15 protein-coding genes are annotated in these 14,716 nt (G+C 58.0%); 9 read left to right on the top strand and 6 right to left on the bottom strand.

Features of this window, described 5'->3' with window-relative positions; genetic code table 11:
* Nucleotides 1–2 precede the first annotated feature (2 nt).
* The gene (gene sppA, locus CFB10_RS08240) at nucleotides 3–956 is read right to left on the bottom strand and encodes a signal peptide peptidase SppA (RefSeq protein WP_020011066.1); all 954 of its coding nucleotides are present in this window, start codon (nucleotides 954–956) and stop codon (nucleotides 3–5) included.
* A gap of 235 nt (nucleotides 957–1,191) precedes the next feature.
* Between sppA and lptC the strand changes: the two genes are divergently transcribed.
* The 6 genes from lptC (at nucleotide 1,192) to ptsN (ending at nucleotide 6,420) form a co-directional block, all read left to right on the top strand.
* Nucleotides 1,192–1,857, top strand: a complete 666-nt coding sequence (gene lptC / locus CFB10_RS08235) for an LPS export ABC transporter periplasmic protein LptC (protein ID WP_020011067.1) — start codon at nucleotides 1,192–1,194, stop codon at nucleotides 1,855–1,857.
* Between the two features lie 13 nt (nucleotides 1,858–1,870).
* Entirely contained in the window at nucleotides 1,871–2,434 is a 564-nt protein-coding gene (locus CFB10_RS08230; protein WP_003503784.1) for an LptA/OstA family protein, read from the top strand.
* A gap of 9 nt (nucleotides 2,435–2,443) precedes the next feature.
* Nucleotides 2,444–3,253, top strand: a complete 810-nt coding sequence (gene lptB / locus CFB10_RS08225; protein WP_020011068.1) for an LPS export ABC transporter ATP-binding protein — start codon at nucleotides 2,444–2,446, stop codon at nucleotides 3,251–3,253.
* A gap of 266 nt (nucleotides 3,254–3,519) precedes the next feature.
* On the top strand, nucleotides 3,520–5,070 hold the full coding sequence (rpoN, locus tag CFB10_RS08220) for an RNA polymerase factor sigma-54 (RefSeq protein WP_026363802.1): 1,551 nt from the start codon (nucleotides 3,520–3,522) through the stop codon (nucleotides 5,068–5,070).
* 233 nt (nucleotides 5,071–5,303) lie between these two features.
* On the top strand, nucleotides 5,304–5,876 hold the full coding sequence (gene hpf, locus CFB10_RS08215; protein WP_026363803.1) for a ribosome hibernation-promoting factor, HPF/YfiA family: 573 nt from the start codon (nucleotides 5,304–5,306) through the stop codon (nucleotides 5,874–5,876).
* Nucleotides 5,877–5,958: 82 nt separating this feature from the next.
* On the top strand, nucleotides 5,959–6,420 hold the full coding sequence (ptsN, locus tag CFB10_RS08210) for a PTS IIA-like nitrogen regulatory protein PtsN (protein ID WP_003503792.1): 462 nt from the start codon (nucleotides 5,959–5,961) through the stop codon (nucleotides 6,418–6,420).
* A gap of 79 nt (nucleotides 6,421–6,499) precedes the next feature.
* Here the strand turns inward: ptsN and grpE are convergent, their stop codons facing one another.
* The gene (gene grpE / locus CFB10_RS08205) at nucleotides 6,500–7,135 is read right to left on the bottom strand and encodes a nucleotide exchange factor GrpE (RefSeq protein ID WP_020011071.1); all 636 of its coding nucleotides are present in this window, start codon (nucleotides 7,133–7,135) and stop codon (nucleotides 6,500–6,502) included.
* A gap of 114 nt (nucleotides 7,136–7,249) precedes the next feature.
* Nucleotides 7,250–8,341, bottom strand: coding sequence for a heat-inducible transcriptional repressor HrcA (gene hrcA / locus CFB10_RS08200; RefSeq protein WP_003503796.1), 1,092 nt, complete (start codon nucleotides 8,339–8,341; stop codon nucleotides 7,250–7,252).
* 135 nt (nucleotides 8,342–8,476) lie between these two features.
* Here hrcA and rph point away from each other — a divergent pair, with 135 nt between their 5' ends.
* From rph to hemW, 3 genes are read left to right on the top strand one after another with little or no spacing between them, the layout of a single operon-like run.
* The gene (gene rph, locus CFB10_RS08195) at nucleotides 8,477–9,193 is read left to right on the top strand and encodes a ribonuclease PH (RefSeq protein ID WP_003503798.1); all 717 of its coding nucleotides are present in this window, start codon (nucleotides 8,477–8,479) and stop codon (nucleotides 9,191–9,193) included.
* A 17-nt stretch (nucleotides 9,194–9,210) separates the two neighbouring features.
* Nucleotides 9,211–9,855, top strand: coding sequence for an RdgB/HAM1 family non-canonical purine NTP pyrophosphatase (gene rdgB, locus CFB10_RS08190; RefSeq protein WP_003503799.1), 645 nt, complete (start codon nucleotides 9,211–9,213; stop codon nucleotides 9,853–9,855).
* A 5-nt stretch (nucleotides 9,856–9,860) separates the two neighbouring features.
* Nucleotides 9,861–11,060: a radical SAM family heme chaperone HemW gene (hemW, locus tag CFB10_RS08185; RefSeq protein WP_003503800.1), complete on the top strand. Its 1,200-nt coding sequence runs from the start codon at nucleotides 9,861–9,863 to the stop codon at nucleotides 11,058–11,060.
* Between the two features lie 70 nt (nucleotides 11,061–11,130).
* On the opposite strand, the gene dnaA is transcribed toward hemW, so the two are convergent.
* From dnaA to CFB10_RS08170, 3 genes are all read right to left on the bottom strand, one after another.
* A complete protein-coding gene (dnaA, locus tag CFB10_RS08180; protein ID WP_026363804.1) occupies nucleotides 11,131–12,594 on the bottom strand; it encodes a chromosomal replication initiator protein DnaA in 1,464 nt (487 codons plus the stop codon).
* A gap of 871 nt (nucleotides 12,595–13,465) precedes the next feature.
* Entirely contained in the window at nucleotides 13,466–13,732 is a 267-nt protein-coding gene (gene rpsT / locus CFB10_RS08175) for a 30S ribosomal protein S20 (protein ID WP_003493474.1), read from the bottom strand.
* Nucleotides 13,733–13,927: 195 nt separating this feature from the next.
* The gene (locus CFB10_RS08170) at nucleotides 13,928–14,701 is read right to left on the bottom strand and encodes an enoyl-CoA hydratase (protein WP_020011075.1); all 774 of its coding nucleotides are present in this window, start codon (nucleotides 14,699–14,701) and stop codon (nucleotides 13,928–13,930) included.
* Nucleotides 14,702–14,716 lie beyond the last annotated feature (15 nt).

Below are 14,716 nucleotides of genomic sequence, written 5' to 3'. Positions count from 1 at the left end.
TTTTAACGCGGCTCAACCTGCCAAACGGAAACAAGACCGTCAAGAAACAACTTGTCCGCACCGAGCTGGCCGGGGCCTGCGAAGGGAATTAAATCGTCATATCCCAGAAACTTCGCTATTTGCGCAACACTGAAAAGCGAAAAAGGCGAACGGGACGACGGCGCGCGCCATTCGACGATCGGCAAATCCTTGGCAACACCGCGTGTTTCGAAATAGCTGCGAATTTCCTTTTCGCCGCCCAGCGTATCGACCAGCTTGTTGGCGAGCGCCTGTCTGCCGGTGAAAATCGATCCATCTGCCAGTTTCAGCACGTCTTCGCGCGGCAGCTTGCGGCGATCAGCCACAAGGTCGACAAACCAGCCATAGCTGTCCATCACCATGGCGCGGATCATCGACTTTGCCTCTTCCGGCGCCTCGTGGAACGGCGAAGGCTCCGCCTTCATCGGCGACGACTTGATTTCCTGCAACGAAACGCCGAGCTTTTCCATCAGCTGGCCAAGCTGGGGATACTGGAAGATCACGCCGATCGAGCCGGTGATTGAGGTTTCGCCGGCAACGATGACATCACCCGCGGACGCGATCATGTAACCTGCGGAAGCGGCAAGCGTGCGCACATCCGAGACAACCGGCTTCTTTTCCGCCACGCCTCGAATGGCCTTGAAGATGCGCTCACCGCCATAGGTGGTGCCGCCCGGCGAGGAAATCGACACGATCAACCCTTTGACATTATCGCTCTTGGCGATCTTGTCGAGCCGCTCGAGAAGTTCGGTATTGTCGGTGATCAGGCCGGAGACCTCCACGCGGGCAATATGGGGCTTCGCGCTTTGCTGCGGTCCATCCCATAAAAACCGATAAAGACCGAAAGCGCCGGCGACGAACAGGAGAACGGCGGCAATCCGCCAGAAAGTCAGCTTGCGGCGTAACCGCCTGCGATCCGCTATCGCCATATTGTCCATAGAAACCTCTGTCGTCCGCTTTTGCGTTTCAGGCCATATGGTTCTTCTAACGCGAAGCCGCAAGGAAACAATAAGGAAACCAGAATTACGATAAAATTCGCATTTCCCTTGCACCTCTCCAGACAAAAACCATATTGGCAGGACAAAGCACTTCATGCCAAAGACATTTAGATAGAGACACAAGCTTCGATTGTGCGCCAGAATGGCGCCGGGGAAGCATTCCGGACCCACTCTTATGCTCGAAAGACTCCGCGAACCCGCGCCAGCATTCTCGCTGCCCAATGACCAGAACGGTGCCTATGACACCGCGCTGAGGCATTCTGCGCGCGTGAAACGGCTGAAAATCATTCTGCCGCTTGGCGCAGCCATCGTTTCGCTCGCCTTCATCGCGGTCTCGGTTATCCGAACCTGGGCGCCCGATGAGGTCTCGCTGGAGAGCGCGCGAATTGAAGACGGCAAGATCGTGATGGAAAAACCTGCCGTTGCGGGCCGCAACGAGAAGGGGATCGATTATTCCATGAACGCCGACCGTGCGTTGCAGGACATCGCCAACCCCAATCTCATGACGCTTGAAAAAGTGCTGGCAGCCGTGCCGGTGAACGACAGCGTGGCGCAGGTTATCGCCCAGGAAGGCATTTTCGACCGGGCCACCAACAAGCTGAAGATGACCGCCCCTTTTGACATCAATCTCAGCAATGGCATACAAGCGAAGTTCCAGTCTGCGGATGTCGATCTGAAGGCCGGGAAAATGAGCAGCCAGGAGCCGGTTTCGATCAAAACAAACGACGGCTCGATTGTTGCGCAATCGATTGACATCGCCGATAATGGCAAGACAATTACATTTTCGGGGCAGGTACGGGCACGTATCGCTGCATCCAATATCAAGAATGAAGGCAAGTGAGAGCCCGGTCCAGATGATGCAAATTTCCCGTCCCGTTTCCCTTGGCAAATCCGCTGGCCTCGCAGCCGCAGGTCTTGTTTTTTCGTGTCTTGCAACTGTGGCTTTCGCCCAGAACACCACCAGCAACATGCAGGGCGTCAAGCTCTCCGGCGACCAGCCGATCGCGATTGAAAGCGATCAGCTCGAGATTCGCGATCAGGAGCGCAAGGCCTATTTCACCGGCAATGTGAAGGTGGTGCAGGGAACGACCACCCTTCAGGCCGGCAAGATGACGGTGAACTACAAGGGCGAGGGTTCATCGCTCACCAGCGGCGACGCCAATATCGAAAAAATCTTCGTCGACAATAATGTCTATCTGACGTCCGAGACCCAGAAGGCGACGGCCGATCACGGTGAGTTCGACATGGCGGCGCAGACCTTCATTCTCACGGGCAAGCAGGTCGTGCTGTCTGAGGGCACGAATGTCTTCACCGGCTGCAAGTTGACCGTCCTGATGAATACAGGACAGGCCAAGCTCGAAAGCTGCGGCGGCCCTGTTCGGATCATGCTTGATCCGAAATCCCAGAAAAAACAGTAGTCTTTCCTCGTGAAGATACCCTCGATTTCAAAAATATTCGGCGGCGGGCGCAGCCGATCCGCGGACGCGGCCTCACCGGCGGACAAGACCCCCTATCAGGGCACGCTGATCGCGCATGGCCTGACGAAGACCTATAATACGCGGCGCGTCGTCAACGGCGTTTCTCTGGTCGTGCGCCGTGGCGAGGCCGTGGGACTGCTCGGCCCGAACGGCGCCGGCAAAACCACCTGCTTTTACATGATCACGGGCCTGGTGCCTGTCGATACCGGCAAGATCGCCATCAACGGCAATGATGTCACCACCATGCCGATGTATCGTCGCGCCCGTCTCGGCGTCGGTTATCTGCCGCAGGAAGCCTCGATTTTCCGCGGCCTCACGGTCGAGGAAAATATCCGCGCCGTGCTGGAAGTGCATGAGCCGGACGCAGCCAAGCGCAACCACAAGCTCGATGAGCTGCTGGAAGAGTTTCACATCGCGCAGCTGCGCAAATCCCCTGCCGTGGCGCTTTCGGGCGGCGAGCGGCGGCGTCTGGAAATCGCGCGCGCTCTTGCGACCGACCCGACTTTCATGCTGCTCGATGAACCTTTCGCGGGCGTTGACCCGATTTCGGTCAGCGATATCCAGAATCTGGTGAGACACCTGACAGCGCGCGGCATCGGCGTTCTCGTGACCGACCACAACGTCCGTGAAACGCTCGGTCTCATCGACCGCGCCTACATCATCCATGCCGGCGAGGTTCTGACGCATGGGCGTCCGGATGATATTGTCAACAATCCGGATGTACGCCGTCTCTATCTCGGCAATAATTTTAGCCTTTGAACCCAGAGCGGGATAGCGAAAAGTGTGTGCGGTTTTCGCTTGAAATCCCGCTCTAATTATATGATCTAGATCATGATTTAAGATTTTAGGTCGTTTCGACCTAAAAATCATCGTGACCGGCGCGCGAAAGATTCTTCATCGCGCCCCGCCCTGACGCTTGACCAAACAAGATAAAAAAGCAATTTTTGGGCCAAGTTCCATCGCCTCCGCAAAATTTATGAAAACTGTGGCCATGGAGAAGCTGTAAGGGGAGTTTCGCGTCCGCCATGGCATTGTCTGCCAGCCTTTTGCTGCGTCAAAACCAGTCTCTTGTGATGACACCGCAGCTGATGCAGTCCATCCAGCTGCTTCAGATGACGCATTTCGAGCTGACGCAGTTCATCGCGCAGGAGGTGGAGCGCAATCCATTGCTGGAAATTGCGGCAAACGATGGCGATTTGAGCAGCGATACCCCGGTAGAGGCGGAGAGTTTCGGCGACGCGGACGGCGAAGGCTCGGAGAGATCCGCCACGGTGACATCAGACAGTGACGACTGGTATGGCGATCGCGCCGCAAATCTCGGCGAGCAACTGGATACCAGCTTCGAAAACGTCTTTCCCGACGATGCGGAGCCCAGAAAAGCCGACGCGCCCGAACTGGCCGGCCAATGGAAATCCATGCCCGGCCAGGAGTCCGGGGAAAGTTATGACCTCGATGATTTCGTCGCGGCCAGACAGAGCCTCGGCGACCATCTCAATCAGCAATTGCCGCTCGCCATATCAGCCGCCGAGGACCGGATGATCGCCGATGCACTGATCGGTCAGCTCGATGAGACCGGCTATATTGCGGCGGATGCCGTCGATGATGTCGCTGAACGACTGGGAGCGGCGCCGTCGGCGGTAGAGCACGTCCTGAAGACTCTCCAGGGCTTCGACCCACCGGGTATATTTTCCCGTTCCCTGAGCGAATGTCTGGCGATCCAGCTTGCCCAGAAGGATCGGCTTGATCCGGCCATGCGGGCTTTCGTCGATAATCTGGAACTTCTGGCGAAACGCGACTTCGCCTCTTTGAAAAAAATCTGCGGCGTTGATGAGGAAGACCTCCTCGACATGCTGGCGGAAATCCGCACGCTCAACCCCCGCCCCGGCGCAGGTTACGACTCGATGGTTTCGGAGACCATCGTTCCAGATATTATCGTTCGCCCCTCCTCCACCGGAGGCTGGCTGGTGGAAATCAATCCCGAGACCCTGCCGCGCGTGCTCATCAACCAGAGTTACTTTGCCGAGGTATCGAAACATAAGGCGCGTGCGGGCGAGGATCAGGATTTTCTGGCCGAATGTATGCAGACGGCCCATTGGCTGACCCGCAGCCTCGACCAGCGCGCCCGGACAATCATGAAAGTGGCGACGGAAATCGTTCGCCAGCAGGATGCCTTCCTCGTCAATGGTGTCGACCAGCTGCGCCCGCTGAACCTCAAGACGGTGGCCGACGCCATCAAGATGCATGAATCCACCGTCAGCCGGGTGACATCCAAAAAATACATGCTGACGCCGCGCGGGCTGTTCGAACTGAAATATTTCTTCAGCGTCTCGATCAGCGCCGTTGAAGGCGGAGACAGCCATTCGGCGGAAGCGGTGCGTCACCGCATCAAGGCCATGATCGCGCAGGAGGCCGCCGAGGCGGTCCTTTCCGACGACGACATCGTCGACAATCTGAAAAAGAGCGGCATCGATATCGCCCGCCGCACAGTCGCCAAATATCGCGAGGCGATGAACATCCCCTCCTCCGTCCAGAGGCGCCGGGAAAAGAAGGCGCTGGCCAAGCTTTCCGCCTTCTGAGCAACGAGCCGTTCACGTTTGCGGCGGTTTTTTGCCGCACCATTGACTCTTGCCACGCCAGGGGCTAGAAGCCCGCCGCACACGTAAGCAAGGTCATTTGTAACGGATTCATCTCCACCGTCCATGGGCGTAAAATTCAAATGGAGGCTTTTTAAGGTCTTCGAAACGCTTGGATGCGCGCGCGGCTTGACGTAAGCTGGTACTCGCAAATCACTACAAAAAGGAAAATTTCCATGAGTGTGCGTGTATCTGGTAAACATATGGAGATCGGTGAATCTTTCCGTCAGCGGATTGAGGACAATATAGGTCTGGCAGTTACCAAATACTTCGATGGGGGGTATTCAGGCCAAGTGACCGTGGAGAAGTCGGGATCGCGTTTTGCCGCCGATTGCAAGCTGCATCTCGATACGGGCGTTGTATTGCATGCGGCGGGTCAGGCAAATGATCCGCAAGCCAGTTTCGACGCCGCCGCAGAGCGGATCGAAAAGCGCCTGCGTCGTTACAAGCGCAAGCTGAAGGACCACCACAATGGTTCGAATGGCGTGTCACAGGAAATCGCCTATACGGTGATGGATGCTATTCCCGATGAGGACCACGAGGTTCCCGAGGATTACGCACCCACCATTGTGGCGGAGAGTTCGAAACAGATTAAGACAATGTCAGTCGCCAGCGCCGTGATGGCGCTCGACATGACCGACGAACCGGTTCTGCTCTTCCGCAGCCCCGGCAAGGAATATCTCAACATCGTTTACCGGCGTCATGACGGCAATATTGGCTGGATCGACGCGGAAACGATCAAGAGCTGAACAGTCTGACAAGACGTGGGAGGCAGAGCGCGAAAATGCATCTGCCTCCTGCATCGTCTCGATGGCATGAAGGAAAAAGAGAATGGCGTTGGCAGATTTGCTGCAACAAGATGCGATTATTCCCGCCCTCAAGGTGAATTCCAAAAAGCAGTTGCTTCAGGAGCTGGCCGCAAAGGCAGCCAGAATTACCGGAGTCTCGGAACGGGAAGTTTTCGACGTCATCCTCCAGCGTGAGAAGCTCGGCTCCACCGGTGTGGGCCACGGCATTGCCATTCCGCATGGCAAGCTCAACAGCATTCATCAGATCACCGGCGTTTTCGCACGCCTTGAAACGCCGGTCGATTTCGAGGCGCTGGACGACCAGCCGGTCGATCTGGTTTTCCTGCTGCTCGCGCCCGAGGGCGCCGGCGCGGATCATCTGAAGGCTTTGTCCAGAATTGCACGCGCCCTGCGTGACCCTGAGCTGGTGGCCAAGCTGCGTGCGACCGATTCCGATACGGCAATCTACGCCTTCCTCAATCAGGAACAGGCAACGGCGGCTTGATCACAGGCCGCCCCTCAATTTAACGGCAATAAAAAACGCGCCCTGAAGGCGCGTTTTTTATGACGTAAGGACAAATGTCTTACGCGTCTTTTTCATTGAGAGACGAGGTGCCCGGCTCGGCAGACGCGGCGGTCTCCACCTTCGGGCCGCCCTTGGCGACACCGACCATGGCGGGGCGCAGCACGCGGTCGCCGATGGTGAAACCAGCCTGAACCACCTGCAGCACCGTATTGTTCGGAACCGCCGTATTCGGAATTTCGAACATGGCCTGATGGAAATTCGGGTCGAATTTCTGGCCCTCGGCATCGATCTTCTTCACGCCGTGGCGCTCCAGCGTCGACAGCATCGAACGTTCCGTCATCTCGACGCCTTCAATGAGGCCATTGAGACCGGCTTCGCCATTGGTCTTGAGCTCATCGGGAATGGCTTCGAGCGCGCGGCGAAGATTATCGGAAACGGCGAGCATGTCGCGTGCGAAACCGGCCAGGGAATAGGCCTTGGCATCCTTGACATCGCGTTCGGTGCGACGGCGAAGATTGTCCATCTCGGCTGCAAGGCGCAGGAATTTATCGCGCAGATCGGCGTTCTCAGCCTTGAGCAGCTCGACCGGATCGGGTTCTGCCGTTTCGGCCTGTTCTTCACCTGCCAGGGCAGGATCGACAAACTCTTCCGCGACGTCCGCGTCAGGTCCGGGCTTTTTTGTATCGTCGGTCATGACGTTCTCCAGATTTGAATATTGTTGGTTGCGCCCGATATCGAGCTTTGACGGGCAAAAATCAAGGCTTGCGGCGAAAAGCTCGCCGCATTCTCTGACCTTTGCGGGCTTGTCCTATCTTTGCTTGCGGGAAAGGCGCGCCATGATCTGTGCGGTATAATCCACCATCGGCACGATACGGGCATAATTCAGCCTGGTGGGGCCGATAACGCCGACCGCACCCACCACACGGTTGTCCTCATCGCGATAGGGCGCGACGATCAGAGAAGAACCGGAGAGCGAAAACAGCTTGTTTTCAGAGCCGATGAAAATCCTGACCCCGGAACCGCTTTCCGCAAGGTTGAGAATTTCGATAAGGTTTTCCTTGCGCTCGAGATCGTCGAACAGCAGGCGTACCCGATCGATATCCTCTTCACCGGCGAGACCCTCCAGCAGGTTGGAGCGTCCGCGAACGATGAGGCGGCCAAGCTTGCCCTCCTCATTGTCCCCCGCCCAGACGGCCAGACCGCGCTCGATGAGATCCTGCGCCAGCGTACCGAGTTCCGATTGCAGTTCCGCCTGCTGCTTCTGGAACTGTGTCCGCAATTCCTGCAGCGTCTGGCCGGACAGATGGGCATTGATGAAATTTGCCGCCTCGATCAATTGCGATGACGAAATGCCGGCGGGCAACTCAATGATGCGGTTTTCCACCTGATTGTGATCGCCGACTAGAACTGCGAGCGCCTTGGTGGGCTCCAGCCGGATGAATTCCACATGTTTGAGGATGACGTCATTCTTGGCCGTCAGCACGAGGCCGGCGCCGCGCGACATGCCTGACAGCATGCGGCTTGCCTCCGTCAGCAGCCCTTCCAGCGATTGCTCGTGGCCGGCGACCGGGCCAATCTGCCGGTCGATGTTTGCCCGCTCCTCCGCCGGCAGATCACCCACCTGCATGAAGGCGTCGACGAAGAAACGCAGCCCCGTCTGGGTGGGCAAACGCCCGGCGCTGATATGCGGCGAATAGATGAGGCCCAGTTCCTCAAGATCGCTCATGACATTGCGGACGGAAGCGGGTGAAAGCGACATCGGCAACAGCCGCGACAGGCTGCGGGATCCGAGCGGCTCGCCCGTATCGAGATAACCTTCGACGATGCGCCGGAAAATTTCCCGAGACCGTTCATCCAGCAATGATGCCTGATCTTTTGATAGCGGTGCGGAAAAACCCATTTCGTCCGTTCTTTGTCGTTCAAACCAGCTCGCATCAATATAATGCGTTGCAACGCCGCGGCAAAATGGAAATTGGCTTTGCAAAAGCCCGGGGCGCACCTTAGAAGGCAGGAACCAACATGGAGAGTGGATCATATGCGGCCTTCAGGCAGAAAAACCGACCAGATGCGCAAGGTTTCCTTCGAGCGCAATTTCTCGAAACATGCCGAAGGTTCCTGTCTGGTAAAATTCGGCGACACGCATGTGCTTGTCACCGCAAGCCTGGAAGAAAAGACGCCGCCATGGCTGCGCAACAGCGGCAAGGGCTGGGTCACCGCCGAATATGGCATGCTGCCGCGCTCCACCCATGAGCGCATGAAGCGCGAAGCCGCCTCCGGCAAGCAGGGCGGCCGCACGCAGGAAATCCAGCGCCTTATCGGCCGCTCGCTGCGCGCCGTCGTTGACCTGCAGGCGCTCGGCGAACGCCAGATCAGTATCGACTGCGACGTCATTCAGGCCGATGGCGGCACTCGCACCGCCTCCATCACCGGCGCATGGATTGCGCTCCACGATTGCCTGAAGTGGATGGAAACCCGCAACATGATCAAGGTCGAGAAGGTTCTGAAGGACCATATCGCGGCGATCTCCTGCGGTATCTTCGCCAACCAGCCGGTGATCGATCTCGATTATCTCGAGGATTCCTCCGCCGAGACCGATGCAAATTTCGTCATCACCGGTTCCGGCGGCATCGTCGAGGTTCAGGGAACGGCGGAAGGCGCGCCCTTCTCCGAGGAAGAATTCCTGACGTTGCTAGGTCTTGCCAAGGCCGGATGCAGCGAACTGGTCGCCCTTCAGAAACAGGCTATCGCCTGAGCCGACAGGAAAACGTGATGCGCAAGCTCGATACCAGAACGATCGTCGTCGCCAGCCACAACAAGGGCAAGATCGCCGAAATCGCCGATCTGATCGGGCCTTTCGGCTTTTCCGCCAAATCGGCGGCGGAGCTGAATTTCTCAGAACCGGACGAGACGGGCACCACCTTCGAGGAAAATGCCGCCATCAAGGCGCTTGCCTCCGCAAAGGCATCCGGTCTTCCGGCCTTGTCCGACGATTCCGGTCTGGTCATCGACGCGCTTGACGGTGCGCCTGGCGTCTATACCGCCAATTGGGCGGAGACGGCCGACGGCACCCGCGACTTCGCCATGGCCATGCAGAAGGTCGAGGATGCGCTTGCCGAGCGTGGCGCATCGAAGCTGGAAGACCGCACCGGCCGCTTTGTCAGCGTGCTGTGCCTTGCCTGGCCGGACGGGCATGTCGAATATTTCCGTGGCGAGGTGGAGGGCGCTGTCGTTTGGCCGCCACGCGGAACGAGCGGCTTCGGTTATGATCCCATCTTTAAGCCCGAAGGTTATGACACTACATTCGGCGAGATGAGCTCGGATGAAAAACACGGCTGGAAACATGGCGACGCCTTTGCACTGTCGCACCGCGCCCGCGCCTTCAAGAAATTCGTAGAAACCTGCCTGGAGGCATGAACCCGATGGTCGGGGAGCATCAACTTTCTGCCCCCGGCGCATCGCTTCTGCCGGATACGGGCGATCCCGGTTTCGGGATCTATCTGCATTGGCCCTTCTGCGCGGCCAAATGTCCCTATTGCGATTTCAACAGCCATGTCCGCCACCGGCCGGTGGATCAGGAACGGTTTACGGCTGCCTTTCTCCGTGAAATGGAACATATGCGCACGCTGAGCGGCCCGCGCGTTGTGACCAGCATCTTCATGGGCGGCGGCACGCCGTCCCTGATGGACCCGCAGACGGTCGCAGCGCTTCTCGATGGCGTCGCACGCTTCTGGCATGTGCCCGATGGTATCGAGATCACCATGGAGGCCAATCCTTCCAGCGTCGAGGCGGAACGTTTTCGCGGTTATCGCGCGGCGGGCGTCAATCGCGTCTCGCTCGGCGTGCAGGCGCTCAACGACCGCGACCTGAAGTTCCTCGGCCGCCTGCATGATGTTGCCGATGCCCTGAAAGCCATTCGCCTGGCGCGCGAGATTTTTCCGCGCATGTCCTTCGATCTCATCTATGCCCGCCCGAACCAGACGGTGGCCGAATGGGACGCGGAGCTGAAGGAGGCTGTCTCCTACGCGGTCGACCATCTGTCGCTCTACCAGCTGACCATTGAGGAAGGTACGCCTTTCTACGGCCTGCACAAGGCCGGCAAGCTCATCGTGCCTGACGGCGAGCATTCGGCTGTGCTTTATGAGGCGACCCAGGAAATCACCGAGCGTTACGGCATGCCGGCCTATGAGGTTTCCAACCACGCACGGCCCGGCGCCGAAAGCCGCCACAACCTCACCTACTGGCGTTATGGTGATTATGCCGGCATTGGCCCAGGCGCGCATGGACGCCTGACGAGGGGCGCTTCCAAGCTCGCAACCGCGACCGAACGCCACCCGGAAAACTGGCTCGAAACCGTGGAGCGGGAAGGCCACGGCATGGTCGATCAGGAACTGCTCGGCGTCGACGAACAGGCAGACGAATTGCTGCTGATGGGCCTTCGCCTGCGCGAGGGCATTGATCTCGCCCGCTGGAGCGACCTTTCCGGCCGCGATCTCGACCCGGAGAAGGAAGAGTTCCTGCTACAGCATGGTTTCGTGGAAAGGCTCGGCAATTCCCGCCTGCGCTGCACACCATCAGGCATGCTTATTCTGGATGCCGTGGTAGCCGATCTCGCCTGCTGACGCCAGCGTCAATCCGACTTTAACCCATAAACAAGAAGACAATAAAAAAGCGGCCCGAGGGCCGCTTCTTTTATGCGTTGTTTTCGTTGATCAGGCGCTTCAGCAGCTCAACCTCATGGCCAAGCTTGGTGTCGCCGGAGATCAGCTCCTCGATTTTGCGCACGGCATGCAGAACCGTGGTGTGATCGCGACCGCCGAAACGGCGACCGATCTCGGGGAAAGAACGCGGCGTCAGCATCTTGGCCAGATACATGGCGATCTGGCGCGGCTTGACGATGACGCGGGTGCGACGGTTGGACACCAGCTCCTGCCGCGACACATTATAGTGCTTGGCGACGATGCGCTGAATATCCTCGATGCGCACGCGCTTGGCCTCACCCGTCCCGACGAGATGTGACAGCAGTTCATCGACACGGTCGACCGAGAGGTTCGGCTCGAAAGAGCGACGGAACATCAGCTGGTTGAAGGCGCCTTCCAGTTCGCGTCCGCTCGCCGTCACGCTCTTGGCCACATGGGTCAGGATCTCATCCGAAATCTCGAAAGACGGATCGTCCTGGCGCGCCGAGCCGAGGCGGCGGTTGAGCATTTCGTAGCGCATGTCGTAATCGGGACCTTCGATCTCGATGGCCATGCCGCCCTGAAGACGGGAACGGACACGCGGATCAAGCGATTCCAGCTCCCATGGCGCACGGTCAGCCGCGACAACGACCTGCTTGGCGCTGTCGAGCAGCATGTTCAGCAGGTGGCAGAATTCATGCTGGATCATCTTGCCCTGCAGGAACTGCATGTCATCGATGACGAGCAGGTCGATATTGCGCAGCGTGTCCTTCAGCGTCAGCGCATCATTGTCGCGGATCGCGGTCGCAAAACGCCACATGAAATATTCGGCCGTCAGATAGACCACGCGCGGATTGCGCGGGCTGTCGATGGCGGCATTGGCGATTGCCTGCAGAAGATGCGTCTTGCCGAGACCAACACCCGCATGGATGAACAGCGGGTTGAAGCGCACGGCACCGGCGCCGGCTTCGGCGATCGTCTTTGCCGCCGCAAGCGCGACGCGGTTGGACGAGCCTTCAACAAAGGTGTCGAAGGTGAAACGTGTGTCGAGCGGCGAGCCGAACAACGGCCCGGAACCGCCCTGACGCAAGGTCGCCTGCGAAGCCGCGGGCTGCGCGGCGGGCGTCGTTGCGGGCTGAGACGGAATAAAGGACTTGTTCCGCGGAGCCGCACCAACCTCCGCAGCGGGCTGCGCCCTCTCCTCGGTCTGAGCCGGACGGACCGGGCGGCTGGCCGAGCGGACGAGAATCTCCACCTTCAGCACATCCGGATCCTCGCTCTGGACGAGGTTGGTGATCAGGTCCATGTAACGGTTGTTGATCCAGGACTTCAGAAAGGTCGTCGGAACGGTAAAACGGACGACGCTTTTCGAAACGGTATGGAGTTTGAGCCGCGCGAACCAGCTTGCATAGACCTCCGGACCAACCTGTGCCTTGAGCCGCGCGCTAAAACGTTCAAACAGCGCATCGTGCGTCATTGCCGATTTGTCCCCTGCCGCATCTGAGCAAGCTGCATCACGCGTCTTTGGTGCGCGGTCCCCATCAGCCACCGCACCCATCGCCAAATTCAATTGCATATTGCCGCCTTTCAAATTGCCAATCATAGCCTGACGATCAAAGATCGACCGCCAGGGATCCCCCTCGTTTATTTCTGCCCCCAAGCGTTCCCCTCGAAAGAACGCCAAAGGCGACTACTTGTTTGCGAGCCGGTTATCCCATTTCCCTCCCCCTCATGGAGAGGCCTGCGACACGCTAAAAACGCTCCTTTCGTTACAACCTTAAGGCGCATTCTTGAGGACAAAAAACCCCCGCCCGTTCCGGAGACCGAAACGGCACAAAAAGCTCCATGACCTGAAAAAACGGACCTCGAAAGACCCGTCAGCAAGAAGGTGAATATCGTCGATACGATCATCGAGATAATTTGTGGACTGAGATCCGCACCCCTTGTTGAAATGCATTTAGGCAGGATCGTGGGGAGAGATCAATGGCGTTTTTTCTGCAAAAACTCAGATCGGCCATTGACTCGCAAAGGCCGTTTTGCATCACCGACAGGGTGCGAAGCAGAATCGCTTATGAATCAATGAGATTCAATTTTGGCAATTTTTGAGAGCTGATTTTGGCAAAAAAATAAAAATCTTCTTGACTCAAAACTAGCCGCGACTTCCGTAGAGAAAGCCCCTGAGTTTTCCAGAGACCTCCAGCAAGTCGTTGTTTTTACTGCAAATTTCCTGTCGTCCATCTGACATGCGTTTGTCACGTTACGGCAGCAATGGTTAACGGACAGTTAGAATCACAAAAAGCCCGGTCAAAAGACCAGGCTTTTTGAATAATTATTTGTGATTAGCCGGATTAGGCGGAAAGAGCCTTAACGCGCTGTGCGAGACGCGACACCTTGCGGGATGCGGTGTTGCCGTGCAGAACGCCCCGGGTGGCGGCGCGCTGGATCTCGGGCTGAGCTGCCTTCAGAGCTTCGGTGGCGACTGCGAGATCACCGGAAGCGATGGCTTCCTCGACCTTGCGGATGAAGCCGCGAACGCGCGAACGGCGAGCCTTGTTGACTGCGGTACGGCGAGCGATCTTGCGGGTCGCCTTTTTCGCCGAAGTTGTATTGGCCATGTATGCCTCTCTTCGAATTCAAACCAAATTCCGCAACCATAGGATCGGGTCGTTCGAAGACCTCACGTAACCCAAGAATGCGGGAGTAATTTCGGACAAGCCGGATGGCTTTCCTTAACCGTGGGCGGGCATATACCGCTAAAGCTTACGCCCGTCAACGCGCAAAACGCTTAAAAGCGCCGATATTCCGAATCCTTAGCGATTCCGGAAAGCGGGTTTGCGCTTTTCCACGAAGGCGGCCATGCCCTCCTTCTGATCCACTGTCGCAAAGAGCGACTGGAAGGAGCGTCTTTCAAATCTCAGACCTTCCGAAAGCGGCACCTCGAAGGAACGGTTGACGCTTTCCTTGGCCATGAGCACGGAGGCACGCGACAGGGAAGCTATGCGGGTTGCCGCTTCCACCGCCTCGTCCATCAGGTTGGCAGCCGGCACAACACGCGACACGAGACCGGCGCGCTCGGCTTCCGCCGCATCCATCATGCGGCCGGTCAGAACGAGGTCCATGGCCTTCGCCTTGCCGACCGCCCGTGTCAGCCGCTGCGAGCCGCCCATGCCCGGAATGACGCCGAGGGTGATTTCCGGCTGGCCGAACTTCGCCGTATCAGAAGCGATGATGAAATCGCACATCATCGCCAGCTCGCAGCCGCCGCCCAGCGCAAAGCCGGAGACGGCGGCGATGACAGGCTTGCGGGTGGCTGCAACTTCGTCCCAGCTACCGAGAAAATCGCCGACATAGGCATCGACAAAATCCAGCCCCTGCATTTCCTTGATATCCGCGCCCGCCGCAAATGCCTTTTCTGAACCGGTAATAATGATCGCACCGATGGAATCATCGGCGGAAAACGAAGACAGAATGTGCCGCAGCTCTTTCAGGAGCACCGAATTGAGAGCGTTGAGCGCCTTGGGGCGGTTGAGGGTGATGACACCCACCTCATCGCGTTTCTCGACCAGTATCGTTTCATAGTCCACGGCAGTCTCCCCTTC

It is taken from the genome of Agrobacterium sp. 719_389 (assembly GCF_900188475.1).
Taxonomy (GTDB): Bacteria; Pseudomonadota; Alphaproteobacteria; order Rhizobiales; family Rhizobiaceae; genus Agrobacterium; species Agrobacterium radiobacter.
This window is presented reverse-complemented; position numbering and strand designations above follow the sequence as displayed.